This window comes from Pseudomonas sp. LBUM1672 (genome assembly GCF_059695655.1).
In genome coordinates this window covers 5,272,307-5,297,411 of sequence record NZ_CP166781.1, presented here as the reverse complement: position 1 = coordinate 5,297,411, position 25,105 = coordinate 5,272,307, and the positions used below count along the sequence as shown (strand labels likewise).

Below are 25,105 nucleotides of genomic sequence, written 5' to 3'. Positions count from 1 at the left end.
TGAAAACTTCAAAATTAAAAAAGCCCCCGGACAATTACTCATCCGGGGGCTTTTTCATGTCGCGCGAAACCTGATTACTTCTTCAGGCCGTAATGTTCATCGAGCATGCCCGGCGCGTTCGGGGCTTTCGGTGCGTAATCACGAGGCGGCTCCTGATTGCGCGGTGGCGTCAGGCGTTCCCGTGGAGCCTGTGCCGTGTCGGCGTGCAGGGCGGCCAGCAAGCGTTGACGAGTCTGCTCGTCCAGGGCCAGGCGGTTGGCACCCTCGGCGAGGTGATCCTGCACTTCCTGATAGCTGGCAGTCAGCTTCTTGACCAGGTTTGCAGTGCTGTTGAAGTGGGTGACCACCTCGTTCTGATAACTGTCGAAACGTTCCTGAATGTCATCCAGCTGACGTTGTGTGCTGCTCGGCGCGGCATTCGGCACCAGGCGAGCGATCAGGAAACCAATGGCGACACCCACAACCAGGGCAAGAGTCGGCAACAACCAAACTAAGAGCGAGTGTTCCACGAGTCCTTCCTCTATAAACGGCTTTGCTTTACGTTAACGGCTCGAACCTGCGCTGTATACCGCGATTCACTCGCAATAGATTGGCACAGACAATTTGCTAGACGAGTCGACCCGATTCGAGGTCACGGAGTTCCTTCCTTGCTTATGCGCGAAACCCCTGTAGTGATTGATGGCCCGGCGGGCCAACTGGAAGCCCTTTATCTTGATAATGAGCAGCCGCGCGGCCTGGCGCTGATCTGCCATCCGAACCCGGTGCAGGGTGGGACCATGCTCAATAAAGTGGTCTCGACCTTGCAGCGCACCGCGCGCGACGCCGGTTTGATCACGTTGCGTTTCAACTACCGTGGCGTCGGTGCCAGCGAAGGCACTCACGACATGGGCACCGGTGAGGTCGATGATGCTCAGGCCGCCGCCGAATGGTTGCGGACCAAACATCCTGACTTGCCGCTGACCCTGTTCGGTTTCTCCTTCGGTGGTTTTGTTGCAGCAAGTCTCGGCGGACGCCTGGAAGCCAAGGGCGAGCAGCTCAAGCATGTGTTCATGGTGGCGCCAGCCGTCATGCGCCTGGGCGATCAGGATCAGCTGCCGCAGCAGGGCGAATTGACCCTGATCCAGCCGGAAACCGATGAAGTGATCGATCCACAACTCGTCTACGAGTGGTCCGACAAGCTCGAACGTCCCCATGAGCTGCTGAAAGTGGCAGAATGCGGACACTTTTTTCATGGCAAGCTGACCGATCTCAAGGATCTGATCCTGCCGCGTCTCTCGAATTGATTGCAGTCTGACAAGCGATTACCCATGACGACTCGTACCCGTATCCTCACTGGCATCACCACCACCGGCACGCCGCACCTGGGCAACTACGCCGGTGCCATCCGCCCGGCGATCCTGGCCAGCCGTGACAGCAATGCCGATTCGTTCTACTTCCTGGCCGACTACCACGCCTTGATCAAATGCGATGACCCGCTGCGCATCCAGCGCTCGCGTCTGGAAATCGCCGCGACCTGGCTGGCCGGTGGCCTAGATGTGGACCGCGTGACGTTCTATCGCCAGTCCGACATCCCGGAAATTCCCGAGCTGACCTGGCTGCTGACCTGCGTCGCTGCCAAGGGCCTGCTCAACCGCGCCCACGCCTACAAGGCTTCGGTGGACAAGAACGTCGAGACCGGCGAAGACCCGGATGCCGGCATCACCATGGGCTTGTACAGCTACCCGGTACTGATGGCCGCGGATATCCTGATGTTCAACGCCCACAAGGTGCCGGTCGGTCGTGACCAGATCCAGCACGTGGAAATGGCCCGCGACATCGGCCAGCGCTTCAACCACTTGTTTGGCCAGGGCAAAGAATTTTTCACCATGCCCGAGGCGCTGATCGAAGAAAGCGTTGCTACGCTGCCGGGCCTCGACGGTCGCAAGATGTCGAAGAGCTACGACAACACCATTCCGTTGTTCAGCAGCGCCAAGGAAATGAAGGACGCGATCTCGCGGATCGTCACCGACTCCCGCGCGCCGGGCGAAGCCAAAGACCCGGACAACTCGCACCTGTTTACCCTGTTCCAGGCGTTTGCCACGCCGGCACAGGCCGACGAGTTCCGCAGCGAACTGTTGCAGGGCCTGGGTTGGGGCGAAGCGAAGAATCGTCTGTTCCAGTTGCTGGACAGCGAGCTGGGCGAGTCTCGCGAGCGTTATCACCAGTTGATCGAGCGCCCGGCAGACCTGGAAGACATCCTGCAAATCGGCGCCAAAAAGGCCCGTTCGGTGGCGACACCGTTCCTCCACGAACTGCGCGAAGCGGTCGGCTTGCGTTCTTTCGTCGCCCAGACTCAAGTCGCTGCGACAACCAAGAAGAAAGCCGCGAAAGCCGCGCGTTTTGTCAGCTTCCGCGAAGAAGACAGCAGTTTCCGCTTCCGTCTGCTGGCGGCCGATGGCGAGCAACTGCTGCTGTCGCGCAACTTCGCTGACGGCAAAACCGCAGGCCAGGTGACCAAGCAGCTGCAATCTGGCCTGCCGTTGGATGTGCGCAGTGAAGACCGCAGCTTCAGCGTCTGGCTGGAAGGCGAATGCGTTGGCGACAGCCCGACATTTGCTGACAACGCCGCTCGCGACGTCGCCATCGACGCCCTGCGGGTTGCGCTGACGCCGGTTCAGGAATAAATCAACGGCTCGACCCGACCAAGGGCCGATTGCCATTCCCACGGGCCGTCGCTACAGTGACGGCCCGTTTTTGTTGCCTTGCTAACGAATTATGACGCCCCTAGAACGATATCAAGCTGATCTGAAACGCCCGGAATTCTTCCATGACGCCGCGCAGGAAACTGCCGTGCGCCATTTGCAGCGCCTGTACGACGATCTGGTCGCTGCGTCGAACAACAAGCCGGGGCTGCTCGGCAAACTGTTTGGCAAGAAAGACCAGGCACCGGTCAAAGGTCTGTATTTCTGGGGCGGCGTGGGTCGCGGCAAGACTTACCTGGTCGACACCTTCTTCGAAGCGCTGCCGTTCAAGGAAAAGGTCCGTACTCACTTTCACCGCTTCATGAAGCGTGTGCACGAAGAGATGAAGACCCTCGGCGGCGAGAAAAACCCGCTGACCATCATCGCCAAGCGCTTCTCCGACGAAGCCCGGGTGATCTGTTTCGATGAATTCTTCGTGTCCGACATCACCGACGCGATGATCCTAGGCACGCTGATGGAAGAGCTGTTCAAAAACGGCGTGACCCTGGTCGCCACCTCGAACATCGTGCCGGACGGTCTGTACAAGGATGGCCTGCAACGTGCGCGCTTCTTGCCGGCCATTGCGCTGATCAAGCAGAACACCGACATCGTCAACGTCGACAGCGGCGTCGATTATCGTCTGCGTCACCTTGAGCAAGCCGAGCTGTTCCACTTCCCGCTGGACGAAGCCGCTCAGGAAAGCTTGCGCAAAAGCTTCCGCGCCCTGACACCGGAATGCACGGCCGCCATCGAGAATGACGTGCTGATGATCGAGAATCGTGAGATTCGTGCGGTGCGTACCTGTGATGACGTGGCCTGGTTCGACTTCCGCGAACTGTGCGACGGCCCGCGTAGCCAGAACGATTACATCGAACTGGGCAAGATCTTCCACGCCGTGCTGCTCAGCGGTGTCGAGCAAATGAGCGTCACCACCGACGACATCGCCCGACGTTTTATCAACATGGTCGACGAGTTCTACGACCGTAACGTCAAGCTGATCATCTCGGCTGAAGTCGAGCTCAAAGACCTCTACACCGGCGGTCGCTTGAACTTCGAGTTCCAGCGCACGCTTAGCCGCTTGCTGGAGATGCAGTCGCACGAATTCCTGTCCCGGGCGCACAAGCCGTAGGACATTTCGGAAAATAAAAAAGGGCCTGCATTGCAGGCCCTTTTTTTGTTTATGCAGCTTGCTGGAATTGCTGCCGATACTGGTTCGGCGACAATTCTGTGTGCTGGCGGAACAGCCGCGCAAAGAAGCTCGCATCGTCGTAACCGACTTCATAACTGATGGTCTTGATGCTCTTGCGGCTACCCGACAACAAGCCCTTGGCTGTCTCGATACGCAGGCGTTGCAGGTAATGCAGTGGCTTGTCACCGGTGGCGGTCTGGAAGCGGCGCATGAAGTTGCGGATGCTCATGCCGTGTTCGCGGGCGACGTCTTCGAAGCGGAATTTGTCGGCAAAGTGTTCTTCAAGCCAGTGCTGGATCTGCAGGATGATCACGTCCTGGTGCAACTTCTGCCCGCCGAAGCCGATGCGTCCTGGGGAATAGCTGCGTTGCACTTCGTAGAGAATGTCCCGCGCCACGGCTTGCGATACGTTGGCACCGCAGAAGCGTTCGATCAGGTAGATGTAGAGATCGCACGCCGAAGTAGTGCCGCCTGCGCAATACAGGTTGTCGGCATCGGTCAGGTGTTTGTCCTGATTGAGCTGAACCTGTGGAAAGCGTTCGGCGAAGGCATTGAAAAAGCGCCAGTACGTGGTTGCTTCCTTGCCATTGAGCAGCCCGGCCTCGGCCAGCCAGAACACTCCGGTCGCCTCACCGCACAGCACGGCGCCGCGAGCGTGTTGCTGACGCAGCCATGGCAGGACCTGAGGATAACGTTGGCAAAGGGTATCGAAATCGTCCCAGAAGGCCGGAAGGATGATGACGTCGGCATTTTCCAGACCGCCGTCCACCGGCATGATCACATCACTGAAGCTGTTCACCGGTTTGCCGTCGGGGCTGACCAGTCGCGTTTCGAACGCTGGAGTCAGGCCCTGCCCCAGTTGTTTGCCGTAGCGCAGGCTGGCCAGGTGGAAGAAATCCTTGGCTTGCATGAGGGTGGAAGCGAAAACCCGGTCGATAGCCAGGATGCTGACGCGCCGCAAGGGCGTGGAGACTTGGTTAGACATAATTCAACTTTATTCTTATAGGGGAAAGTGGTCACCAGACGGCTGGATCGTCTTATTTTTTGTCTGATGTGTCCAGTGTCCTGTATCGGATGCGGGGCTTAGTCTCTGAAGGTCAATTCCTTCTAACAATTAACGACAGGTGCCGCATGATCCCCAGAACCTTGTTCAGTTCCGAGCACGAATTGTTTCGCGACAGCGTGCGAACGTTCCTCGAAAAGGAGGCCGTGCCGTTCCATGGGCAATGGGAAAAACAAGGCTACATCGACCGTAAACTCTGGAATAAGGCAGGAGAGGCGGGGATGTTGTGCTCGCATCTGCCGGAAGAATACGGCGGGCTGGGGGCGGACTTTCTCTACAGCGCAGTGGTGATCGAAGAGGTCGGTCGCCTCGGCCTGACCGGCATCGGTTTTTCGCTGCATTCGGACATTGTCGCGCCGTACATCCTGCATTACGGCAGCGAAGCGCTGAAGCACAAATACCTGCCGAAACTGGTGTCCGGCGAGATGGTGACAGCGATTGCCATGACTGAGCCTGGTGCCGGTTCCGACCTGCAAGGGGTGAAGACCACCGCCGTGCTGGACGGCGAGGAGTACGTGATCAACGGCTCCAAGACCTTCATCACCAACGGCTATCTGGCTGATCTGGTGATCGTCGTGGCCAAGACCGATCCGAAGGCCGGCGCCAAGGGCACCAGTCTGTTTCTGGTCGAGGCCGACACCCCGGGTTTCGACAAGGGCAAGCGCCTGGAAAAAGTCGGCATGAAGGCTCAGGACACCTCGGAGCTGTTCTTCCAGGACGTGCGAGTACCCAAGGAAAACCTGTTAGGGCAGGCCGGCATGGGCTTCGCCTACTTGATGCAGGAATTGCCTCAGGAGCGTCTCACTGTGGCCATCGGTGGACTGGCTTCGGCCGAGGCCGCGTTGAAATGGACGCTGGATTACACCCGCGAGCGCAAGGCGTTCGGCAAGGCGATTGCCGATTTCCAGAACACGCGCTTCAAGCTGGCGGAGATGGCCACTGAAATTCAGATCGGCCGGGTTTTTGTTGACCGCTGTCTGGAGCTGCATCTGCAAGGCAAGCTGGATGTGCCGACGGCCGCGATGGCCAAGTACTGGGGCACGGACCTGCAATGCAAGGTGCTCGACGAATGCGTGCAACTGCATGGCGGCTACGGGTTCATGTGGGAATACCCGATCGCCCGGGCGTGGGCGGATGCGCGGGTGCAGCGGATTTATGCGGGGACCAATGAAATCATGAAGGAGATTATTGCGCGGTCGCTGTAATGCAGCGTTGATCGTTCCCACGCTCTGCGTGGGAACGATCGTCGTCGTAAGTTACGGTGCAGGATTCGGGTGATCCTTGTGAATCGCCTCAATCCCCTCCAGCACTTCATCGGAAAGTTTCAGCTCGAAACTGGCGATGTTGCTCTCCAGCTGCTCCATGGTCGTGGCGCCAATGATGTTGCTGGTCACGAACGGCTGCTGGGTAACAAATGCCAACGCCATCTGCGCCGGGTCCAGGCCGTGTTCACGGGCCAGCGCCACATAACGGCTGCATGCAGCTTCCGATTGCGGGTTGAAATAGCGGCTGAAGCGACTGTAGAGGCTCAGGCGACCTTTCGGCGGACGCGCGCCCCCTTCGTACTTGCCCGACAGGAAACCGAACGCCAGCGGCGAATAGGCAAGCAGGCCGCATTGTTCGCGGATGGCGATTTCCGCCAGACCGACCTCGAAGCTGCGGTTGAGCAGGTTGTACGGGTTCTGGATCGACACCGCACGCGGCCAGCCACGGGCTTCGGCCAGCGCCAGAAAACGCATGGTGCCCCACGGCGTTTCGTTGGACAGGCCGATGTGGCGGATCTTGCCGGCTTTGACCTGCTCGTCCAGCGCTTCGAGGGTGTCCTCGAGCGGCGTCAGGTTGGCTTCGATCTTGTGTTTGTAACCCAGCTGGCCGAAGAAGTTGGTGCTGCGTTCCGGCCAGTGCAACTGATAGAGATCGATGTAATCGGTTTGCAGGCGCTTGAGGCTGGCGTCTACGGCTTCAGTGATGTGCTGGCGGTTGTGTCGCAGGTTTTTGTCGCGGATGTAATCGATGGTGTTGCCGGGTCCGGCGATCTTGCTGGCGAGGATCCAGTCGGCGCGATCACCGCGGCTTTTGAAGTAATTGCCGATGTAACGCTCGGTGGTGGCGTAGGTTTCGGCCTTAGGCGGCACCGGGTACATCTCGGCGGTGTCGATGAAATTGATCCCGGCTTCCTTGGCCCGTTCGATCTGGGCGAAGGCTTCAGCTTCAGTGTTTTGCTCGCCCCAGGTCATGGTTCCGAGGCAGATGGCGCTCACGTTCAGATTGGTTCGGCCTAGCTGGCGATAGTCCATCGGGTGCTCCTTGGGCAAAACAATCATAAAAGCAGGTTGAAATATTTTTCGCAATCTGCATAATTGCGCACCTCTTTCTGCAGTGGAAGTGATGCGCCGCCGCCGAAGAATCTTGCCGTTGAACGGACGCGCCGACCCGAGCCCCCGAAAGCGTCTGTATCCGGCTGCCTTTGACTTGTCAAAGTACGCACTATTCAGTAAGATCCGCCGTCTAATTTACAGGGCGGCCCCTGAGGCTATAAAGAATGAAAACTTTTACTGCTAAACCGGAAACAGTACAGCGCGACTGGTTTGTCGTCGACGCTGCAGGTCAGACCCTGGGTCGTCTGGCCACCGAAATCGCGAGCCGTCTGCGTGGCAAGCATAAAGCTGAGTACACTCCTCACGTTGACACCGGCGATTACATCGTCGTTATCAATGCCGAGCAGATTCGTGTAACCGGTGCTAAAACCACCGACAAAATCTACTACTCCCACTCCGGTTTCCCGGGCGGCATCAAGTCGATCAACTTCGAAAAGCTGATCGCTAAAGCCCCTGAGCGCGTGATCGAGACTGCGGTCAAAGGCATGCTGCCTAAGAACCCGCTGGGTCGCGACATGTATCGTAAGCTGAAAGTCTATGCGGGCGCTGTACACCCTCATACTGCTCAGCAGCCCCAAGAACTGAAGTTTTAACGGAATAGTTCATTATGTCGGCGACTCAAAATTACGGCACTGGCCGTCGCAAGACCGCAACCGCACGCGTTTTCCTGCGTCCGGGTACTGGTAACATCTCCATCAACAACCGTTCGCTGGATAATTTCTTCGGCCGCGAAACTGCCCGCATGGTAGTTCGTCAGCCGCTGGAATTGACTGAGACTGTCGAGAAGTTCGACATCTACGTCACCGTGATCGGCGGTGGTGTAAGTGGTCAAGCTGGCGCAATCCGCCACGGTATCACTCGCGCACTGATGCAGTACGACGAAACCCTGCGTGGCGCTCTGCGCAAAGCTGGCTTCGTTACTCGCGATGCTCGTGAAGTTGAACGTAAGAAAGTTGGTCTGCGTAAAGCGCGTAAGCGTCCGCAGTACTCGAAGCGTTAATTCGCTTTCGCGTTCAAAAAGAACGCCCAGTTTCCTCGCGAAGCTGGGCGTTTTTTTATGGGCGCGATTTATCAAAGAATTGCGCTGTGACAACTTGCCACAGCCGCAGAGCCCCTATACTGCAAGGCTTGGCAGTGGAGCCCCTCGGTAATTACCTTGTCAGAATTGGGGCTTTTCATTACCATTCGGCAAAATTTTTATAAGTACACAGATTTACTTAGTAGACGCCTGATTTAACAGGCCACAAAGCTGATGGGAGAGGACTGAATGAGCAATGACGGCGTGAATGCAGGCCGGCGTCGCTTCTTGGTAGCAGCCACATCCGTGGTGGGTGCTGCAGGAGCGGTGGGGGCTGCGGTCCCGTTCGTGGGGTCATGGTTTCCCAGTGCCAAGGCGAAAGCCGCAGGTGCACCGGTGAAAGTGAATGTCAGCAAAATCGAGCCAGGCCAGCAGATGATTGCTGAGTGGCGCGGTCAGCCGGTGTTCATTGTCCGCCGTACCGAGGAAATCCTGGGGAATCTGAAAAAGATCGAGGGCCAGTTGTCTGACCCGACCTCCAAGAACTCGACACAACCGACCTATGTCGACCCGGAAACGCGTTCGATCAAGCCAGAAGTTCTGCTGCTGATCGGTATCTGCACGCACCTGGGTTGCTCGCCGACCTTCCGTCCAGAAGTGGCACCTGCGGATCTGGGCAAGGACTGGGTAGGTGGTTATTTCTGCCCTTGCCATGGTTCCCACTACGATCTGGCTGGCCGCGTCTACAAGTCGCAACCTGCGCCTTTGAACCTGCCAGTTCCCCCGCATTCCTATGAGACTGATGACATTATTGTCGTTGGCGTCGATACGGAGAAAGCGTGATGAGCAAGTTCATGGATTGGGTTGATGCGCGCTTTCCCGCGACCAAAATGTGGGAAGACCATCTCAGCAAGTACTACGCCCCGAAGAACTTCAACTTCTTCTATTTCTTTGGCTCCCTGGCACTGCTCGTTCTGGTCAACCAGATCGTAACCGGTGTCTGGCTGACCATGAGCTACACCCCGTCGGCGGAAGAAGCGTTTGCTTCCGTCGAATACATCATGCGCGACGTCGAGTACGGCTCGATCCTGCGTCTGCTGCACGCGGTCGGCGCTTCGATGTTCTTCATCGTGGTCTACCTGCACATGTTCCGTGGCTTGCTTTACGGTTCTTACCAGAAGCCGCGTGAGCTGGTATGGGTCTTCGGTATGCTGATCTACCTGGCGCTGATGGCTGAAGCCTTCATGGGTTACCTGCTGCCCTGGGGCCAGATGTCCTACTGGGGTGCCCAGGTGATCATCTCGCTGTTCGGTGCGATCCCGGTCATCGGTAACGACCTGACCCAGTGGATCCGTGGTGACTACCTGATTTCCGGTATTACCCTGAACCGCTTCTTCGCGTTGCATGTCGTGGCTTTGCCGATAGTGATTCTCGGCCTGGTGGTGCTGCACGTCCTGGCGTTGCACGAAGTCGGGTCGAACAACCCGGACGGCGTGGACATCAAGAAACACAAGGACGAAAACGGCGTACCGCTGGACGGTATTGCATTCCATCCGTACTACACCGTGAAAGATATCGTCGGCGTGGTGGTGTTCCTGTTCATCTTCTGCTCGATCGTGTTCTTCTTCCCGGAAATGGGCGGCTACTTCCTCGAGAAGCCGAACTTTGAAGTGGCGAACGCCTTCAAGACCCCAGAGCACATTGCTCCGGTCTGGTACTTCACACCGTTCTACGCGATTTTGCGAGCGGTGCCGGACAAGCTCCTTGGCGTTATTGCCATGGGTGCGGCCATTGCGGTGCTGTTCGTCCTGCCATGGCTGGACCGCAGTCCGGTCAAGTCGATGCGCTACAAAGGCTGGCTGAGCAAGATCTGGCTGGTGGTGTTCTGCGTATCGTTCGTGATTCTGGGTGTGCTGGGTGTTCTGGCTCCGACTCCAGGCCGTACATTGCTGTCGCAGGTCTGTACCTTCCTGTACTTCGCCTACTTCATTCTGATGCCGTTCTACACCAGGCTCGAGAAGACCAAACCGGTTCCGGAAAGGGTGACTGGCTGATGAAAAAGCTATTTGCTGTACTGATTCTTGCTGCCATGCCTGTGTTCTCGTTCGCGTCGACAGCCGGTGCTCCTGAATTGGAAAAGGTCGACATTGACGTTTCCGATCAGGCTGCCATGCAGGATGGCGCACGTACGTTCGCCAACTATTGTATGGGCTGCCACAGCGCCAAGTTCCAGCGCTACGAGCGTGTTGCCGATGACTTGGGCATTCCGCACGACCTGATGCTCTCGAAGCTGGTGTTCACCGGCGCCAAGATTGGCGACCACATGAGCATCGGCATGCAGCCGGCAGACGCCAAGACCTGGTTCGGTGCGGCACCGCCCGACCTGACCCTGGTCGCTCGCGTTCGTGGCACTGACTGGCTCTACGGTTACCTGCGTTCGTTCTATGAAGACCCGTCGCGTCCTTGGGGCGTGAACAACAAAGTCTTCCCGAACGTCGGGATGCCTAACGTTCTGGTCGGCCTGCAGGGTCGTCAGGTGGTAGGCTGCAAACAAATTCAAATCGTCGAAGACGGCAAGAAGCAATACGATCCGCTGACCGGTACGGCTCTGACTCATGAGGCGTGTGACCAGCTGACCGTGCTGCCGAAGACCGGCACGCTGAACGCAGAGCAGTTCGACGAGAAGGTCAAGAATCTGGTGACCTTCCTGGCCTATTCGGCCAACCCGGTGAAGCTGCAGCATCAGCGCATCGGTACCTATGTGTTGCTGTACCTGGCGTTCTTCTTCGTATTCGCTTACTTGCTCAAGCGTGAATACTGGAAAGACGTCCATTGATAAAGCTGTAAGCAATTGCTGTTAATCGCACGCGCCCAGGGGCGTCTCTGAAGGTGTAACGAGTCTGGTAAGCCAGACGTTACGGGAGGCGTCTTCTGGGCGCGTGCGTTTTTCCGCTTCCGATAATTTCAACAAGCGAGGAGGACCGCCATGGGCGTGACCAATCGGTTGGCCTGTTACTCCGACCCCGCCGACCACTATTCCCACCGAGTGCGCATCGTACTTGCAGAGAAGGGTGTCAGCGCAGAGATCATTTACGTGGAAGCTGGTCGCCAGCCGCCTAAACTGATTGAAGTGAACCCTTACGGAAGTCTGCCCACCCTGGTCGATCGTGACCTGGCGTTGTGGGAGTCGACCGTGGTGATGGAATATCTGGATGAGCGTTACCCGCACCCGCCCTTGCTGCCGGTTTATCCTGTGGCGCGTGCCAATAGCCGTCTGCTGATTCATCGTATTCAGCGTGACTGGTGTGGTCTGGTGGATCTGATCCTGGATTCGAAGACCAAGGAAGCCGCCCGCGTCGTGGCTCGTAAAGAGTTGCGTGAAAGCCTGACTGGCGTGTCGCCGTTGTTCGCCGACAAGCCGTTTTTCCTCAGTGAGGAACAAAGTCTGGTGGATTGCTGCCTATTGCCAATACTCTGGCGTTTGCCGATTTTGGGTATTGAACTGCCGCGGCCTGCCAAGCCGTTGCTTGATTACATGGAGCGCTCGTTTGCGCGTGAGGCTTTCCAGGCGAGTCTGTCTGGTGTCGAACGCGATATGCGCTAAGGCTTAAGGAGCCGCTATGAACTCCAGTCGACCTTATCTGGTCCGCGCGCTCTACGAGTGGATTGTGGACAACGATTGCACCCCGCACATGCTGGTCAATTCCGAGTATCCGTCGGTGCAGGTGCCTCAGGGTTTTGCCAGTGACGGACAGATTGTCCTGAACGTATCACCGGCTGCCGTGCGTCATCTGCACATGGACAACGAGGCGGTCAGCTTCGAAGGGCGCTTCGGTGGCGTACCGCACACCCTGTACGTGCCTATCGCATCGATCCTGGGTATCTACGCCCGGGAGAATGGCCAAGGCATGGTGTTTGATCTGGAATCGCCTATGGAAGACGAGGAAGAGATCGAGCCGGATGATGATATTCCGCCACCCGACAGCGAGCCGCCGCGTCCCAGCGGTCGACCCAGTTTGAAAGTGGTGAAGTAATAAAAAAGGCGATCCGGATGGATCGCCTTTTTTGTGCCTGCTCCCCCAAGGGGTCAGTCGATGTACTCAAACAACTTCACAATCTTCTGCACACCGGAAACGCTCTGCACCAGGTTGGTGGCCTGCGCCGCTTCCTGCTTGGTCAGCAGACCCAGCAGATAAACGATGCCGTTCTCGGTGACGACCTTGATGCGCGAACCCGGGATGTTCGGGTCGGTGAGCATCTGGGTCTTGATCTTGGACGTCAGCCAGGTGTCGTTCTGGCGGGCAAGGAAGCCTGATGGCGGCAGCACTTGCAGTTCGTTATGCACCTTCTTCACGCGCTGAACCGCAGCGGCAGCCTGTTCGGCCTTGGCCTTGAGGTCTGCGGTCGGTGTTTGCCCGGCGAGCAGTACGACACCGTTGAAGCTGGTGACGACGATGTGCGAATCGTTGTCCAGGGCCGGATCGGCCTTGGCGACGTTCACGCCGACTTTTGTGTCGATCAGGGAGTCGTCGATCTTGCTGCCGAAGGTACGCGTGCCGCGGTCATCTTCAATCGGCGCTTCACGGCTGGCTTTCACCACCGAGGTGCAGCCGCTGATGCCGAGGCACAGGGTCAAGGCCAGAAGGCCTAGGCGATTAGGGGTCATTCTTCACTCCCGAACAGTTGGCTGTCGATCAAATCGCAAAGGCAATGGATCGCCAGCAGGTGGACTTCCTGAATACGTGCGGTGACGTTGGCCGGTACGCGAATCTCGACGTCCTCGGGCAATAGCAGCGACGCCATGCCGCCGCCATCACGACCGGTCAATGCTACGACAATCATTTCGCGATCATGTGCGGCCTGGATCGCTTGAATTATGTTCGCCGAGTTGCCGCTGGTGGAAATTGCCAGCAATACGTCACCTGGCTGGCCGAGGGCGCGGATCTGTTTGGAGAAGATTTCGTTGTAGCTGTAATCGTTGGCGATCGAGGTGATCGTCGAGCTGTCGGTGGTCAGCGCAATGGCTGGCAGGCTCGGGCGTTCGCGCTCGAAGCGGTTGAGCAGCTCGGATGAGAAGTGCTGGGCGTCACCGGCGGAGCCGCCGTTGCCGCAGGAAAGCATTTTGCCCTCGTTGAGCAGGGCGTTGACCATCACCTGGCTGGCTTGCTCGATGTGCGGTGCAAGTACGTCCATCGCCATTTGCTTGGTGTCGATACTGGCCTGAAAAAGCTGGCGAATTCGGGATTGCATGTCCATCTGTGTGACCTTAATTAGCGCGGCTACTCGGCACATGAATGTGCAGCCCGCAAAGCAAAGAGCAAAAGTGTTGGGTAAAGGTGTCCGCTTCGGGTCGCACGTGATCAGCTGTCAAAGGCATTCTGCAACCAGTTCAACTGATCGAGGTTGCTGTCGATGGCAACCACGTCGAAGCGGCAGGGGGAATTGGCCCAACGCGACTCGCGCTGAAGAAAATACTGCGCGGCGAAAATCAGTTTCTGCCGTTTGCGCCCATCGATGCTGTCGAGCGCTCCACCCCACTGGGTGTTTTTTCTGTAGCGGACTTCAACGAATACTACTGTATCGCCATCAAGCATGACCAGATCAAGCTCGCCGCGTTTGCACAACCAGTTCTGCGCCAGCAGGCGCAGACCCTGTTGTTGAAGATGCTCGAGCGCGTGGCGCTCGGCATCTTTACCGCTTTGCTGGCGTGACCTGTCAGGCATCAGCGCGGGGTATCCGGCAGGCGTTGAACCTGGCCGCTGACGAACTGTGCCCACGGCAACTGGCGCACCACGCGCTGGTTCTGGGTCATGCCCAGGCTGCCCGACTGGCCTTCAATGCGACTGTCCGGCAGCGCCTTGAGTTGCCCCAGTCGCGGCGCCAGGCGATACGCATCCACGCCCATTGCGTACAGGCGGCCGAGGCTGCCGGCGGCTTGTGGCCATTGTGCGGTGACCTGTTTGCGCAGCGGATCATTGGCGTCCAGCAACCATGGGGTTTCGCAGAAGCGAATACCGTTCATGTCGTTGTACTGATTCACATCGCCGCTGGCACTGAATACGTGTGATGTGGCGTAAACCGGCACATCACCCGCGTACTGGAAGTTCAGGGTCGGTTTGATCTGCTGGGCCTGTTGCGGGGTCGCGGCCAGGAAGATGAACTCGATGTCCTGACGGCGCGAAGGCTGGGCCGCTACCTGCGAACCAACGGTGCTTTGCAAGCTTTTGGCGCGACCTTCGCTCTGACGCAGCTGGAACATGTCGGCAATCTGCTGGGCCAGTTGTACTGGTTGGTCAACGCGTTCGGTTGCAACGATGCTGCCACCGTTGGCTTGCCAGTCCTGGCTGAAGGCGCGCAACACGCGATCGCCCCATTCGCCTTTCGGCACCATGATCGCGGCGCGATGCAGGCCGTCGGCGCGGGCACGACGAGATACTTCACGGGCTTCGTCTTCAGCGGCCAGGCCAAACTGGAACAGCTGGGCCGGACCTTGTTCGCCTTCGCTGTAGTTCAGCGCCAGGGTCGTGATCGGCAGTTGCGGGCGAGCGCTGAGCTGTTTGACCAGCGGTTTTTCCAGCGGACCGACTACCAGTTGCACGCCGTCGGCCTGGGCCTTGCGGTAGAACTCGTCCATCGAGGTCAGTTTCGAGCTGTCATAGAACTCGATGGCTGGCGGCTTCTGCCCGGCTTGTTGAGCCTGGTAGTGAGCGGCCATGAAGCCCTCGCGCAGTGCTTTGCCGACCGAGGCCAGCGGGCCGTCTTGCGGCAGCAGCAGGGCGATCTTGCTCAACGGCTGGCTGGCCAGTTCCTTGAGCTTGGTCAGTGGCAGCGGCAACTGAATGGCGGCCGGGTGCTTGGGGTTCTGGGCGCGCCAGTTGTCGATCGCAGCTTGCTGCTGTTCCAGGGTGCCAGCGGTTTTCACCGCCAGTGCCAGGCCTATCCAGCCACCGAGGTCATCGTTGGTGGTGGGCTGCAGTTGATCGGTTGGCAGCGAGGCGATCAGGGTCCAGATTGCTTCGTGGTTTTTGCTGGCTGCTTCACCTTCAAGCATCGGCGCAATAAAGATGCGCTCCCGTGCGGCGGCCAGGGTCTGGCCGTCGGCCTCAAGGGCGCGGGCATGAACGGTGCCGGTGCGAACCTGTTGCTCGACCGGCAATTCGCTCAGGCGTTGCAGGCTCGGATGGCTCAGGGCAGTCAGCGCCGCCTTCGGCTGGTTGCGCGCCATGGCCAGTTCAGCCGCCAGGGTGCTGGCGAAGACTTGTTGGCCGGGCTTGAGTTGTTCCACCGGAACCTGTTGCAGGATTTGCGCGGACTGGCCGGCATTGCCCTGACGATAAGCCAGGTCGGCCGCGCTCAGGCGCAACAGCGCGGCTTTTTCCGGGTCCTTGCTTTGAGCAGCCTGTTCGAGCAGTTGCTCGATACTGGCGTCCGGGGTCCGTGGAAGTTCGCCAAGGCTGGAGGAGGGCGAGCTGGCGCAAGCCGCCAGCAAGGCAGCGAGGCAGAGGGCAGTGAACAGCCGCAGGCAAGCGATCATGTAGTGTTCCTGATACTCGATCAAATTAGCGTGGAATTGTACCCAAGCACTGGCCGGGGCGCGATGTTACTGGCGTGAATCGATCAATTTAGCTCGTACAAATGTTGCAGCGCTGCACAAACGCCTGAAAAACCCGAGGAGGGCGGGGCGATCGCAAGCGCCGCTACGCGCTACAATGTCGCCTTTTACCGATCATGAGGTGTGCGCTTTGACTGCTCCAGGTGCTTTGAATTCCGCTGCTGGCTCGCTTTATGTGGTGGCGACGCCCATCGGCAACCTGGACGACATCAGTGCGCGTGCGCTGAAAATCCTGCGCGACGTCGCGTTGATCGCCGCCGAAGACACTCGTCACTCCCAGCGCTTGATGCAGCATTTCGGCATTCCGACGCCGCTGGCAGCCTGTCATGAGCACAACGAGCGAGATGAAGGTAGCCGCTTTATCACGCGATTGCTGGCGGGCGACGATGTGGCGCTGATCTCCGATGCTGGCACGCCGCTGATTTCCGATCCGGGTTATCACCTGGTGCGTCAGGCCCGTGCTGCCGGGATCAATGTGGTGCCGGTCCCGGGGGCCTGTGCATTGATCGCAGCGTTGTCGGCGGCGGGCCTGCCGTCGGACCGCTTCATTTTCGAAGGTTTCCTGCCGGCCAAGGCTGTCGGTCGCCGTGCTCGCCTCGAGCTGGTCAAGGAAGAGCCGCGCACGCTGATTTTCTATGAAGCGCCACATCGCATCCTTGAATGCCTGCAAGACATGGAGCTGGTGTTCGGTCCCGAGCGTCCGGCGTTGCTGGCCCGTGAAATCACCAAAACGTTCGAAACCCTCAAAGGTTTGCCGCTGGCCGAGTTGCGCGAGTTCGTCGAGTCGGACAGCAACCAGCAGCGCGGTGAGTGCGTGGTGTTAGTGGCTGGCTGGTCGGTTCCTGAGACCGAGGACGCGGTCAGCAGCGAAGCCATGCGCATCCTCAATCTGTTGCTTGAAGAAATGCCGCTCAAGCGTGCGGCGGCATTGGCGGCGCAAATTACCGGTGAGCGCAAGAATGTGCTCTATCAGGTGGCGCTGGATAAACAGAAGGGCGAGTAAAAACCCGACGCGCAGGATCAGCTGAAGGCGTTTAGCGCTTGTTCTTCGGCCGCTCTGCCGTTAACCTTCGCGGCGGAGAGTCGATTGGACAGTCGCTGCCCTCTATGAAAATTAGGGGGGGGAGGAAAGTCCGGGCTCCATAGGGCGAAGTGCCAGGTAATGCCTGGGAGGCGTGAGCCTACGGAAAGTGCCACAGAAAATAACCGCCTAAGCGCTTCGGCGCCGGTAAGGGTGAAAAGGTGCGGTAAGAGCGCACCGCACGTCTGGCAACAGTTCGTGGCTAGGTAAACCCCACTTGGAGCAAGACCAAATAGGGTCCCAAGGCGTGGCCCGCGCTGGGACCGGGTAGGTTGCTAAAGATGTCCAGTGATGGCCATCGTAGACGAATGACTGTTCAAGACAGAACCCGGCTTACAGATCGACTCTCCACCTTTTTTCTCCCCCTGCTTTAATCATTGAGCAGGGTGCTGGTAGTAGCAATTTCCCTCCTTCCAGAATCGTTGCCAGAACACTTTCGTAATACCGAAAAAATCTTACTCTTAACAAATTACTTTAACTTTCGAACGCAGCCTTCTGTGCTGATTCAAGTTATTGAGCAAAATCACACGTCAGATTCTCGTTGCACCTCTGTTTACCCTCCTAAATCTCAGTTCTGTAAGGGTTTTCCTTTAAACCGCGCCTTGACGGTGCGGTGGCCGCATTCCTATAGTGTGCGCAAGTGGCGGAAAGTGGCATGAAGTGGGTTTTTTGAGCGTAAAACGCTAATATTTGGAGAAACGCTGACGTGTTTCGCGGAGCTAACGCTATCAGTCTCGATGCAAAGGGCCGTCTCGCCATGCCGAGCCGGTACCGTGACGAGCTCGTTTCGCGTAGTTCCGGTCAGTTGATCGTCACAATTGATGCCGTTGATCCGTGTTTGTGTGTTTACCCCCTCGATGAGTGGGAAATTATCGAAACCAAACTGCGCGCACTGCCTTCGCTTCGCGAAGAGAACCGCCGCCTGCAACGTTTACTGATTGGTAATGCCGTCGACCTCGAGCTCGATGGCAGTGGTCGTTTTCTGGTTCCGCCGCGTCTTCGTGAATATGCCAAGTTGGATAAGCGCGCGATGTTGGTAGGCCAACTGAACAAGTTCCAATTGTGGGACGAGGATGCCTGGGATGCGGTTTCTGCCGCTGACCTGGCTGCTATTCAACAACCGGGCGCCATGCCTGATGAACTGCGTGATTTGATCCTGTGACTATTGATAGCGGCTTTAACCACATCACCGTACTGCTCGACGAAGCCGTGGAGGCTCTCGCCGTACGTCCTGATGGCTGCTATCTGGACGGCACGTTCGGGCGCGGCGGGCACAGTCGGTTGATCCTCAGCCAGCTCGGCCCCGATGGTCGGATCCTCGGATTCGACAAAGATCCTCAAGCGATTGCCACCGGGCAAACGCTAGCGGCCGAAGACGGCCGCTTTGTCGTTGTGCAACGCAGCTTTGCCGAGCTCGGTTCGGAAGTGGCCGAACGCGGTCTGCACGGCGAGGTCAGCGGCGTTTTGCTCGACCTGGGCGTGTCTTCGCCGCAGCTCGACGACCCTGAGCGCGGCTTCAGTTTCCTCAATGATGGCCCGCTGGACATGCGCATGGATCCGTCCCGCGGAATCAGCGCTGCCGAATTCGTCAACACCGCACCGGTGGAAGAAATCGCCCGGGTATTCAAGGAATACGGCGAAGAGCGTTTCTCTGGCCGCATGGCCCGAGCCGTGGCCGAGCGCCGAGACATCAAGCCGTTCGAGCGCACAGCCGACCTGGCTGAAGTCTTGAAAGTCGCCAATCCGGCATGGGAAAAGGGCAAGAACCCTGCCACCCGTGCGTTCCAGGGCCTGCGTATTCACGTCAACAACGAACTGGGTGATCTGGAAGCCGGCCTCGAAGCTGCACTGGACTGCCTGGAAATCGGTGGCCGCCTGGTCGTCATCAGCTTCCACTCGCTGGAAGACCGCATCGTCAAACTGTTCATGCGCAAACTGGTAAAAGGCGAAGCCGACAACCTGCCGCGCAACCTGCCGGTCCGTCACGTCGCTTTCGAACCGATCATCAAAATTCATGGCAAAGCGCAGTCCGCCTCCGAGGCCGAACTCAAAGCCAACCCACGTTCGCGCAGCGCCGTCATGCGCGTCGCGGAGAAGCTGCGGTGAGCAAGCTTTTCGCCAAGCCTCTTCCCGGCGGAAGCTTCTTCATGCTGCTGCTGTTTGTTGGCGTGCTCGTGTCGGCCATCGGCGTGTCGTACAGCGCCCACTGGAACCGGCAGTTGCTGAACTCGCTGTACGCCGAGTTGAGTGTGCGCGACAAGGCGCAGGCGGAGTGGGGCCGGTTGATTCTCGAGCAGAGCACCTGGACTGCCCACAGCCGTATCGAAGTGCTGGCCACCGAGCAACTGAAGATGCGCATTCCCGGCGCCGCTGAAGTGCAGATGGTGGCGCCATGATGAAACTCGAGGGCGCACTGTTTCCATGGCGTTTCCGCCTGGTGCTGGGCTTGCTCGGCGTCATGGTTGCGGCTATATGCTGGCGGATCATCGATCTGCAAGTCGTCGACCGCGCCTTCCTTAAAAGCCAGGGCGATGCGCGCAGCGTTCGTCACATTCCGATTCCGGCTCACCGTGGTCTGATCACCGACCGTAACGGCGAGCCTTTGGCCGTGAGTACGCCGGTCACCACGCTGTGGGCGAACGCCAAGGAAATGCAGCTGGCCAAAGAGAAGTGGCCAGCACTGGCGGCGGCTCTGGGCCAAGACCCTAAAGCCCTGGCCGAGCGCCTCGAAGCCCAGGCCAACAAAGAATTCATCTACCTCGTGCGCGGGCTCACCCCCGAGCAGGGCCAATCTGTACTCGATCTGAAAGTGCCGGGTGTCTACGGCATCGAAGAATTCCGGCGCTTCTACCCGGCCGGTGAAGTCACCGCGCACATGGTCGGTTTTACCGACATCGATGACCACGGTCGTGAAGGGGTCGAACTGGCCTACGACGAATGGCTGGCCGGGGTCCCTGGCAAGCGGCAGGTCATCAAGGATCGGCGTGGCCGACTTATCAAGGATGTCCAGGTCACCAAAAACGCCAAGGCCGGCAAGCCCTTGGCGTTGTCCATTGACCTGCGTCTGCAATACCTGGCCAACCGCGAGTTGCGTAACGCGATCATTGAGAACGGCGCCAAGGCCGGCAGCCTGGTGATCATGGACGTGAAGACCGGCGAGATCCTCGCCATGGTCAACCAGCCGACCTACAACCCGAACAACCGTCGCAACCTGCAACCGGCGATGATGCGCAACCGCGCCATGATCGACGTGTTCGAGCCGGGTTCGACCATGAAAGCCATTTCCATGAGTGCCGCGATCGAAACCGGGCGCTGGAAACCGAGTGACACCGTCGAGGTGTACCCGGGCACTTTGCAGATTGGTAAATACACCATCAAGGACGTCTCCAAGTCCGAAGGCCCGGTGCTTGACCTGACCGGCATCCTGATCAATTCCAGTAACGTCGGCATGAGTAAGGTCGCGTTCGATATCGGCGGCGAAACCATCTTCCGCCTCGCGCAGAAAGTCGGCCTCGGCCAGGACACCGGCCTCGGCTTCCCGGGCGAGCGCGTCGGCAACTTGCCGAACTACCGCGAATGGCGCAAGGCTGAAACCGCCACGCTGTCTTATGGCTACGGTATTTCCGTGACCGCGATCCAGTTGGTCCACGCCTTCTCGGCCCTGGCCAACAACGGTCGACTCGCGCCGCTGACCCTGATCAAGACCGACAAGCCGGCGCAAACCACGCAAGTGCTGCCGGAAGCCGTCGCGAAAACCATGCAGACCATGCTGACCCAGGTGATCGAGGCCCCGCGCGGTGTGTTTCGTGCGCAGGTGCCGGCGTATCACGTGGCTGGCAAGTCGGGTACGGCGCGTAAGACGTCGGTCGGCACCAAAGGCTACGCCGAGAATTCCTACCGCTCGCTGTTCGCCGGTTTCGGCCCGATGAGCGATCCGCGTTACGCGATCGTGGTGGTGATCGATGAACCGACCAAGGCCGGTTACTTCGGTGGTCTGGTCTCGGCGCCGGTGTTCAGCAAGGTGATGTCCGGGACGTTGCGCCTGATGAACATCACCCCGGACAACCTGCCGCCGACGCAAACCGCTAACGCCACACCGGTCGTTCCACTGAAAGCCAATGGAGGGCGCGGCTGATGTCTCTTAGTCTGAATAAAATTTTCGCCCACGCTGGCCGCGATCTGTTGATCCGCGAACTGACCCTGGACAGCCGCAACGTGCGGGCTGGCGATCTGTTTCTTGCCGTCCCTGGCGGCAAGTTAGACGGGCGCGCGCACATCGCCGACGCCTTGCAGCGCGGTGCTGCTGCGGTGGCTTATGAAGTCGAAGGCGCTACCGTATTGCCGATCACCGACGTGCCGCTGATTCCGGTCAAAGGCCTGGCGGCGCAACTGTCGGACATCGCCGGTCGCTTTTATGGCGACCCGAGCCGGCACCTGAACCTGGTTGGCGTAACCGGCACCAATGGCAAAACCAGCGTCACGCAGTTGGTTGCGCAGGCCCTGGACTTGCTCGGACAGCATTGCGGCATCGTCGGCACCCTGGGCACCGGTTTCTACGGCGCGCTGGAAAGCGGCCTGCACACCACGCCGAACCCGATCGCCGTACAAGCGACCTTGGCTGACCTGAAAAAGGCCGGTGCCAAAGCCGTCGCCATGGAAGTGTCTTCCCACGGCCTGGATCAAGGTCGCGTGACGGCGTTGGCGTTCGACGTGGCAGTGATGACCAACCTGTCCCGCGATCACCTCGATTACCACGGCACCATGCAAGCCTACGGCGAAGCCAAGGCCAAGCTGTTTGCCTGGAACGATTTGAAGTGCCGGGTGATCAACCTCGACGACGAGTTCGGCCGCCAACTGGCTGCGGACAAACGTGAGTCGCGCCTGATCACCTATAGCCTGGAAGATGCCAGCGCCTACCTCTATTGCCGTGAAGCACAGTTCGACGACGAAGGCGTGCGCGCCACGCTGGTCACGCCCCAGGGCGAGCATCATTTGCGCAGCACCTTGCTCGGTCGCTTCAACCTGAGCAACGTGCTGGCCGCTGTCGGTGCCTTGCTCGGTCTGGACTACGCGCTGGACGAAATCCTCAAGGTCCTGCCGAAACTCGAAGGTCCGGCCGGTCGCATGCAGCGTCTCGGCGGCGGCACCCAGCCGCTGGTGGTGGTCGATTACGCCCACACGCCGGATGCGCTGGAAAAAGTCTTGATGGCTCTGCGTCCACACGCCAAAGGCCGTTTGCTGTGTCTGTTCGGTTGCGGCGGTGATCGCGATCGCGGCAAGCGTCCGCTGATGGCCGAAGTGGTCGAGCGTCTGGCCGACGGTGTGCTGGTCACCGATGACAACCCGCGCACCGAAGATCCTTCGCTGATTTTTGATGACATTCGCGCTGGTTTTACCGCTGTGGATAAAGTCACCTTTGTCGCCGGCCGTGGTCAGGCGATTGCCCAGTTGATCGCCAGCGCCTCGGCGGATGACGTGATTGTGCTGGCCGGTAAAGGTCACGAGGACTATCAGGAAATCAACGGCGAGCGTCACGCTTTCTCCGATCTGGTCGAGGCTGATCATGCCTTGACCGCGTGGGAGGTGGCTCATGCTTAAAGCCTTGAAACTGAGCGAACTGACCGGCGCACTGAATGCACGATTGATCGCGGGCGATGCCACATTCGATGGCGTCAGCATCGACAGCCGCGCGATCAAACCGGGTCAGTTGTTTATTGCCCTGACCGGCCCGCGTTTCGATGGTCATGACTATTTGAACGATGTCGCCAGCAAAGGCGCCGTGGCTGCACTGGTCGAGCGCGAAGTCGCCGACAGCGCGTTGCCGCAATTGCTGGTCAAGGATACCCGCCAGGCGTTGGGTCAACTGGGCGCTATGAACCGTGCCGCGTTCACTCAACCAGTGGCGGCGATCACCGGTTCCAGCGGTAAAACTACGGTCAAGGAGATGCTCGCGAGCATCCTGCGCACCCGCGGTCCGGTACTGGCGACCCGTGGCAACCTGAACAACGACCTCGGCGTGCCACTGACCCTGCTCGAACTCTCGCCGGAACATACCTCCGCCGTGATCGAGCTCGGTGCTTCGCGTCTCGGCGAAATTGCCTACACCGTGGGCATGACCAAGCCGCACGTGGCCGTGCTCAACAATGCCGGGACCGCTCACGTCGGCGAGTTCGGCGGGCCGGAAAAAATCGTTGAAGCCAAGGGCGAGATCATTGAAGGGCTGGATGCCGATGGCGTCGCCGTGCTCAATCTTGACGACAAAGCGTTCGGTATTTGGAAGGCTCGTGCGGGCGGTCGCAAAGTGCTGACTTTCGCCCTGAACAATCCAAGCGCCGACTTCTACGCCAGCGAGCTGGATCGCGATGCGCGTGGTTGCCCTGCCTTCAACCTGCACAGTCCTGAAGGTGTGGAACGCGTTCAACTGAACCTGCTCGGCACCCATAACGTCGCCAATGCCATGGCCGCCGCCGCTGCCGCGTATGCTCTGGGCGTGTCGCTGTTCGGCATCGCTACCGGTCTCGGCGCGGTGCAACCGGTCAAGGGTCGTACCGTCGCGCAACTGGCCACTAATGGCATACGCGTGATCGATGACACCTACAACGCGAACCCCACCTCCATGTGCGCTGCCGTTGATATACTCGCCGGCTTTTCCGGCCGCACCGTTCTGGTGCTCGGAGATATCGGCGAATTGGGCGATTGGGCGGAGCAGGGGCACCGCGATGTGGGCGAGTACGCCCGCGGCAAGGTTTCCGCGCTTTACGCTGTCGGGCCACTGATGGCTCACGCCGTGAACGCTTTCGGTCCCCAGGCCTTTCACTTCAGCACTCAGGCTGAGCTGATCAAGGCCTTGGGCGCCGAGCAAGACACCAACACCACCATTTTGATCAAGGGCTCGCGCAGCGCTGCGATGGAAAACATCGTCGCCGCTTTGTGCGGGTCCAGCCTGGAGAAACATTAATGCTGCTGCTGTTAGCGGAGTACCTGCAACAGTTCTACAAAGGCTTCGCGGTCTTTCAGTACCTGACCCTGCGCGGGATCCTCGGTGTGCTGACCGCGCTGGTTTTGTCGCTGTGCTACGGCCCGTGGATGATCCGCACGTTGCAGAACCGTCAGATCGGTCAATCCGTTCGCAATGACGGTCCACAATCGCACCTTTCAAAATCGGGCACCCCGACCATGGGCGGCGCACTGATTCTGTCGTCTATCGGTGTCAGTACCTTGCTTTGGGCTGACCTGAGCAACCGTTATGTCTGGACCGTTTTGCTGGTGACGTTGCTGTTCGGCGCTATCGGCTGGGTCGACGACTACCGCAAGGTGATCGAGAAAAACTCCAAAGGCCTGCCGAGCCGCTGGAAGTATTTCTGGCAGTCGGTGTTCGGCCTCGGCGCGGCGATCTTCCTTTATATGACCGCTGCGACGCCGGTGGAAACCACCCTGATCCTGCCGATGCTCAAGGACTACAGCATTCCGCTGGGCATAGGCTTTGTCGTCCTGACCTATTTCGTGATTGTCGGCTCGAGCAACGCGGTCAACCTGACCGATGGCCTCGACGGTCTGGCGATCATGCCGACGGTGATGGTCGGCGGCGGCCTGGGCATCTTCTGCTACCTGTCCGGTAACGTGAAATTCGCTGAGTACCTGCTGATTCCTTACGTGCCGGGTGCCGGTGAGTTGATCGTGTTCTGCGGTGCCTTGATCGGTGCGGGCCTCGGTTTCCTCTGGTTCAACACCTATCCGGCGCAAGTCTTCATGGGCGACGTCGGCGCACTGGCGCTGGGCGCAGCGCTTGGCACGATCGCGGTGATCGTCCGCCAGGAAATCGTCCTGTTCATCATGGGCGGCGTGTTCGTGATGGAAACCCTGTCTGTCGTTATCCAGGTTGCTTCTTTCAAGCTGACCGGTCGCCGCGTATTCCGCATGGCGCCGATTCACCACCACTTTGAACTCAAGGGCTGGCCTGAGCCACGCGTGATCGTCCGTTTCTGGATCATCACCGTGATTCTCGTACTGGTCGGCCTTGCCACCCTGAAGCTGAGGTAGAACG

General features: G+C 58.9%; 26 protein-coding genes and 1 other RNA gene. 20 read left to right on the top strand and 7 right to left on the bottom strand.

Translation table 11 applies throughout. From position 1 onward, the window contains the following. Positions 1-74: 74 nt before the first annotated feature. A complete protein-coding gene (locus ACA053_RS24170; RefSeq protein WP_497393876.1) occupies positions 75-509 on the bottom strand; it encodes a Z-ring associated ZapG family protein in 435 nt (144 codons plus the stop codon). A gap of 144 nt (positions 510-653) precedes the next feature. Between ACA053_RS24170 and ACA053_RS24165 the strand changes: the two genes are divergently transcribed. The 3 genes from ACA053_RS24165 to zapE all read left to right on the top strand — a co-directional run bounded on the left by ACA053_RS24165 (position 654) and on the right by zapE (position 3,849). Further along, a complete protein-coding gene (locus tag ACA053_RS24165) occupies positions 654-1,283 on the top strand; it encodes an alpha/beta hydrolase (RefSeq protein WP_497393875.1) in 630 nt (209 codons plus the stop codon). Positions 1,284-1,307: 24 nt separating this feature from the next. Continuing rightward, positions 1,308-2,663 (top strand): tryptophan--tRNA ligase, encoded by a 1,356-nt coding sequence (locus tag ACA053_RS24160; protein WP_497393874.1) that lies wholly within the window; start codon positions 1,308-1,310, stop codon positions 2,661-2,663. A 91-nt stretch (positions 2,664-2,754) separates the two neighbouring features. Then, a complete protein-coding gene (zapE, locus tag ACA053_RS24155; RefSeq protein ID WP_109634727.1) occupies positions 2,755-3,849 on the top strand; it encodes a cell division protein ZapE in 1,095 nt (364 codons plus the stop codon). Positions 3,850-3,898: 49 nt separating this feature from the next. Here zapE and ACA053_RS24150 read toward each other — a convergent pair whose 3' ends face one another. After that, positions 3,899-4,795 carry a GlxA family transcriptional regulator gene (locus ACA053_RS24150; protein WP_178082360.1) on the bottom strand — a complete coding sequence of 299 codons (897 nt, stop codon included), beginning with the start codon at positions 4,793-4,795 and terminating at the stop codon, positions 3,899-3,901. 245 nt (positions 4,796-5,040) lie between these two features. Here ACA053_RS24150 and ACA053_RS24145 point away from each other — a divergent pair, with 245 nt between their 5' ends. Continuing rightward, complete coding sequence (locus ACA053_RS24145) at positions 5,041-6,177, top strand: acyl-CoA dehydrogenase family protein (RefSeq protein WP_497313624.1); 1,137 nt, start codon at positions 5,041-5,043, stop codon at positions 6,175-6,177. A 51-nt stretch (positions 6,178-6,228) separates the two neighbouring features. On the opposite strand, the gene ACA053_RS24140 is transcribed toward ACA053_RS24145, so the two are convergent. Continuing rightward, a complete protein-coding gene (locus ACA053_RS24140) occupies positions 6,229-7,269 on the bottom strand; it encodes an NADP(H)-dependent aldo-keto reductase (protein ID WP_497313623.1) in 1,041 nt (346 codons plus the stop codon). A 245-nt stretch (positions 7,270-7,514) separates the two neighbouring features. Between ACA053_RS24140 and rplM the strand changes: the two genes are divergently transcribed. From rplM to ACA053_RS24105, 7 genes are all read left to right on the top strand, one after another. After that, complete coding sequence (gene rplM / locus ACA053_RS24135) at positions 7,515-7,943, top strand: 50S ribosomal protein L13 (protein ID WP_007905295.1); 429 nt, start codon at positions 7,515-7,517, stop codon at positions 7,941-7,943. 14 nt (positions 7,944-7,957) lie between these two features. Further along, a complete protein-coding gene (rpsI, locus tag ACA053_RS24130) occupies positions 7,958-8,350 on the top strand; it encodes a 30S ribosomal protein S9 (RefSeq protein WP_002555064.1) in 393 nt (130 codons plus the stop codon). 267 nt (positions 8,351-8,617) lie between these two features. Next, positions 8,618-9,211 carry a ubiquinol-cytochrome c reductase iron-sulfur subunit gene (petA, locus tag ACA053_RS24125; protein ID WP_008060255.1) on the top strand — a complete coding sequence of 198 codons (594 nt, stop codon included), beginning with the start codon at positions 8,618-8,620 and terminating at the stop codon, positions 9,209-9,211. Further along, positions 9,211-10,422 carry a cytochrome b gene (locus ACA053_RS24120; protein WP_109634721.1) on the top strand — a complete coding sequence of 404 codons (1,212 nt, stop codon included), beginning with the start codon at positions 9,211-9,213 and terminating at the stop codon, positions 10,420-10,422. Before petA ends, ACA053_RS24120 begins: the two co-directional genes overlap by 1 nt. Further along, a complete protein-coding gene (locus tag ACA053_RS24115; protein WP_497313620.1) occupies positions 10,422-11,204 on the top strand; it encodes a cytochrome c1 in 783 nt (260 codons plus the stop codon). The genes ACA053_RS24120 and ACA053_RS24115 overlap by 1 nt, the downstream gene beginning before the upstream one ends. Before the next feature lie 150 nt (positions 11,205-11,354). Continuing rightward, complete coding sequence (locus tag ACA053_RS24110) at positions 11,355-11,972, top strand: glutathione S-transferase N-terminal domain-containing protein (RefSeq protein WP_027922678.1); 618 nt, start codon at positions 11,355-11,357, stop codon at positions 11,970-11,972. 16 nt (positions 11,973-11,988) lie between these two features. Further along, the gene (locus ACA053_RS24105) at positions 11,989-12,402 is read left to right on the top strand and encodes a ClpXP protease specificity-enhancing factor (RefSeq protein ID WP_008155980.1); all 414 of its coding nucleotides are present in this window, start codon (positions 11,989-11,991) and stop codon (positions 12,400-12,402) included. 53 nt (positions 12,403-12,455) lie between these two features. On the opposite strand, the gene ACA053_RS24100 is transcribed toward ACA053_RS24105, so the two are convergent. From ACA053_RS24100 to ACA053_RS24085, 4 genes are all read right to left on the bottom strand, one after another. After that, on the bottom strand, positions 12,456-13,034 hold the full coding sequence (locus tag ACA053_RS24100; RefSeq protein ID WP_109634717.1) for a BON domain-containing protein: 579 nt from the start codon (positions 13,032-13,034) through the stop codon (positions 12,456-12,458). Beyond that, positions 13,031-13,624 (bottom strand): phosphoheptose isomerase, encoded by a 594-nt coding sequence (locus tag ACA053_RS24095; RefSeq protein WP_008025961.1) that lies wholly within the window; start codon positions 13,622-13,624, stop codon positions 13,031-13,033. Before ACA053_RS24095 ends, ACA053_RS24100 begins: the two co-directional genes overlap by 4 nt. Positions 13,625-13,728: 104 nt before the next feature. Continuing rightward, the gene (locus ACA053_RS24090) at positions 13,729-14,091 is read right to left on the bottom strand and encodes a YraN family protein (RefSeq protein ID WP_007904371.1); all 363 of its coding nucleotides are present in this window, start codon (positions 14,089-14,091) and stop codon (positions 13,729-13,731) included. Next, positions 14,091-15,902, bottom strand: a complete 1,812-nt coding sequence (locus ACA053_RS24085) for a penicillin-binding protein activator (RefSeq protein ID WP_497313618.1) — start codon at positions 15,900-15,902, stop codon at positions 14,091-14,093. The genes ACA053_RS24090 and ACA053_RS24085 overlap by 1 nt, the downstream gene beginning before the upstream one ends. Positions 15,903-16,077: 175 nt before the next feature. Between ACA053_RS24085 and rsmI the strand changes: the two genes are divergently transcribed. The 9 genes from rsmI to mraY all read left to right on the top strand — a co-directional run bounded on the left by rsmI (position 16,078) and on the right by mraY (position 25,101). Continuing rightward, a complete protein-coding gene (gene rsmI, locus ACA053_RS24080) occupies positions 16,078-16,983 on the top strand; it encodes a 16S rRNA (cytidine(1402)-2'-O)-methyltransferase (RefSeq protein WP_167362276.1) in 906 nt (301 codons plus the stop codon). Positions 16,984-17,059: 76 nt separating this feature from the next. After that, an RNA gene (rnpB, locus tag ACA053_RS24075) (RNase P RNA component class A) lies at positions 17,060-17,413 on the top strand. 354 nt (positions 17,414-17,767) lie between these two features. After that, on the top strand, positions 17,768-18,223 hold the full coding sequence (mraZ, locus tag ACA053_RS24070; protein ID WP_008147486.1) for a division/cell wall cluster transcriptional repressor MraZ: 456 nt from the start codon (positions 17,768-17,770) through the stop codon (positions 18,221-18,223). After that, positions 18,220-19,167 (top strand): 16S rRNA (cytosine(1402)-N(4))-methyltransferase RsmH, encoded by a 948-nt coding sequence (gene rsmH / locus ACA053_RS24065; RefSeq protein ID WP_497393873.1) that lies wholly within the window; start codon positions 18,220-18,222, stop codon positions 19,165-19,167. The genes mraZ and rsmH overlap by 4 nt, the downstream gene beginning before the upstream one ends. Beyond that, positions 19,164-19,457, top strand: coding sequence for a cell division protein FtsL (ftsL, locus tag ACA053_RS24060; RefSeq protein WP_497393872.1), 294 nt, complete (start codon positions 19,164-19,166; stop codon positions 19,455-19,457). Before rsmH ends, ftsL begins: the two co-directional genes overlap by 4 nt. Then, positions 19,457-21,196, top strand: a complete 1,740-nt coding sequence (locus ACA053_RS24055) for a peptidoglycan D,D-transpeptidase FtsI family protein (RefSeq protein ID WP_497318342.1) — start codon at positions 19,457-19,459, stop codon at positions 21,194-21,196. The genes ftsL and ACA053_RS24055 overlap by 1 nt, the downstream gene beginning before the upstream one ends. Further along, positions 21,196-22,659, top strand: a complete 1,464-nt coding sequence (locus ACA053_RS24050) for a UDP-N-acetylmuramoyl-L-alanyl-D-glutamate--2,6-diaminopimelate ligase (protein ID WP_497313616.1) — start codon at positions 21,196-21,198, stop codon at positions 22,657-22,659. The genes ACA053_RS24055 and ACA053_RS24050 overlap by 1 nt, the downstream gene beginning before the upstream one ends. Then, entirely contained in the window at positions 22,652-24,019 is a 1,368-nt protein-coding gene (locus tag ACA053_RS24045) for a UDP-N-acetylmuramoyl-tripeptide--D-alanyl-D-alanine ligase (protein ID WP_109634711.1), read from the top strand. Before ACA053_RS24050 ends, ACA053_RS24045 begins: the two co-directional genes overlap by 8 nt. Continuing rightward, the gene (gene mraY / locus ACA053_RS24040) at positions 24,019-25,101 is read left to right on the top strand and encodes a phospho-N-acetylmuramoyl-pentapeptide-transferase (protein ID WP_109634708.1); all 1,083 of its coding nucleotides are present in this window, start codon (positions 24,019-24,021) and stop codon (positions 25,099-25,101) included. The genes ACA053_RS24045 and mraY overlap by 1 nt, the downstream gene beginning before the upstream one ends. Positions 25,102-25,105 lie beyond the last annotated feature (4 nt).

Excerpts from the sequence above, each read along its gene's own strand:
- ACA053_RS24165 (WP_497393875.1), top strand. The coding sequence starts at position 654 with ATGCGCGAAACCCCTGTAGTGATTGATGGCCCGGCGGGCCAACTGGAA.
- ACA053_RS24160 (WP_497393874.1), top strand. The coding sequence starts at position 1,308 with ATGACGACTCGTACCCGTATCCTCACTGGCATCACCACCACCGGCACG.
- zapE (WP_109634727.1), top strand. The coding sequence starts at position 2,755 with ATGACGCCCCTAGAACGATATCAAGCTGATCTGAAACGCCCGGAATTC.
- ACA053_RS24145 (WP_497313624.1), top strand. The coding sequence starts at position 5,041 with ATGATCCCCAGAACCTTGTTCAGTTCCGAGCACGAATTGTTTCGCGAC.
- ACA053_RS24140 (WP_497313623.1), bottom strand. The coding sequence starts at position 7,269 with ATGGACTATCGCCAGCTAGGCCGAACCAATCTGAACGTGAGCGCCATC.
- rplM (WP_007905295.1), top strand. The coding sequence starts at position 7,515 with ATGAAAACTTTTACTGCTAAACCGGAAACAGTACAGCGCGACTGGTTT.
- rpsI (WP_002555064.1), top strand. The coding sequence starts at position 7,958 with ATGTCGGCGACTCAAAATTACGGCACTGGCCGTCGCAAGACCGCAACC.
- petA (WP_008060255.1), top strand. The coding sequence starts at position 8,618 with ATGAGCAATGACGGCGTGAATGCAGGCCGGCGTCGCTTCTTGGTAGCA.
- ACA053_RS24120 (WP_109634721.1), top strand. The coding sequence starts at position 9,211 with ATGAGCAAGTTCATGGATTGGGTTGATGCGCGCTTTCCCGCGACCAAA.
- ACA053_RS24115 (WP_497313620.1), top strand. The coding sequence starts at position 10,422 with ATGAAAAAGCTATTTGCTGTACTGATTCTTGCTGCCATGCCTGTGTTC.
- ACA053_RS24110 (WP_027922678.1), top strand. The coding sequence starts at position 11,355 with ATGGGCGTGACCAATCGGTTGGCCTGTTACTCCGACCCCGCCGACCAC.
- ACA053_RS24105 (WP_008155980.1), top strand. The coding sequence starts at position 11,989 with ATGAACTCCAGTCGACCTTATCTGGTCCGCGCGCTCTACGAGTGGATT.
- ACA053_RS24100 (WP_109634717.1), bottom strand. The coding sequence starts at position 13,034 with ATGACCCCTAATCGCCTAGGCCTTCTGGCCTTGACCCTGTGCCTCGGC.
- ACA053_RS24095 (WP_008025961.1), bottom strand. The coding sequence starts at position 13,624 with ATGGACATGCAATCCCGAATTCGCCAGCTTTTTCAGGCCAGTATCGAC.
- ACA053_RS24090 (WP_007904371.1), bottom strand. The coding sequence starts at position 14,091 with ATGCCTGACAGGTCACGCCAGCAAAGCGGTAAAGATGCCGAGCGCCAC.
- ACA053_RS24085 (WP_497313618.1), bottom strand. The coding sequence starts at position 15,902 with ATGATCGCTTGCCTGCGGCTGTTCACTGCCCTCTGCCTCGCTGCCTTG.
- rsmI (WP_167362276.1), top strand. The coding sequence starts at position 16,078 with ATGTCGCCTTTTACCGATCATGAGGTGTGCGCTTTGACTGCTCCAGGT.
- ACA053_RS24055 (WP_497318342.1), top strand. The coding sequence starts at position 19,457 with ATGAAACTCGAGGGCGCACTGTTTCCATGGCGTTTCCGCCTGGTGCTG.
- ACA053_RS24050 (WP_497313616.1), top strand. The coding sequence starts at position 21,196 with ATGTCTCTTAGTCTGAATAAAATTTTCGCCCACGCTGGCCGCGATCTG.
- ACA053_RS24045 (WP_109634711.1), top strand. The coding sequence starts at position 22,652 with ATGCTTAAAGCCTTGAAACTGAGCGAACTGACCGGCGCACTGAATGCA.
- mraY (WP_109634708.1), top strand. The coding sequence starts at position 24,019 with ATGCTGCTGCTGTTAGCGGAGTACCTGCAACAGTTCTACAAAGGCTTC.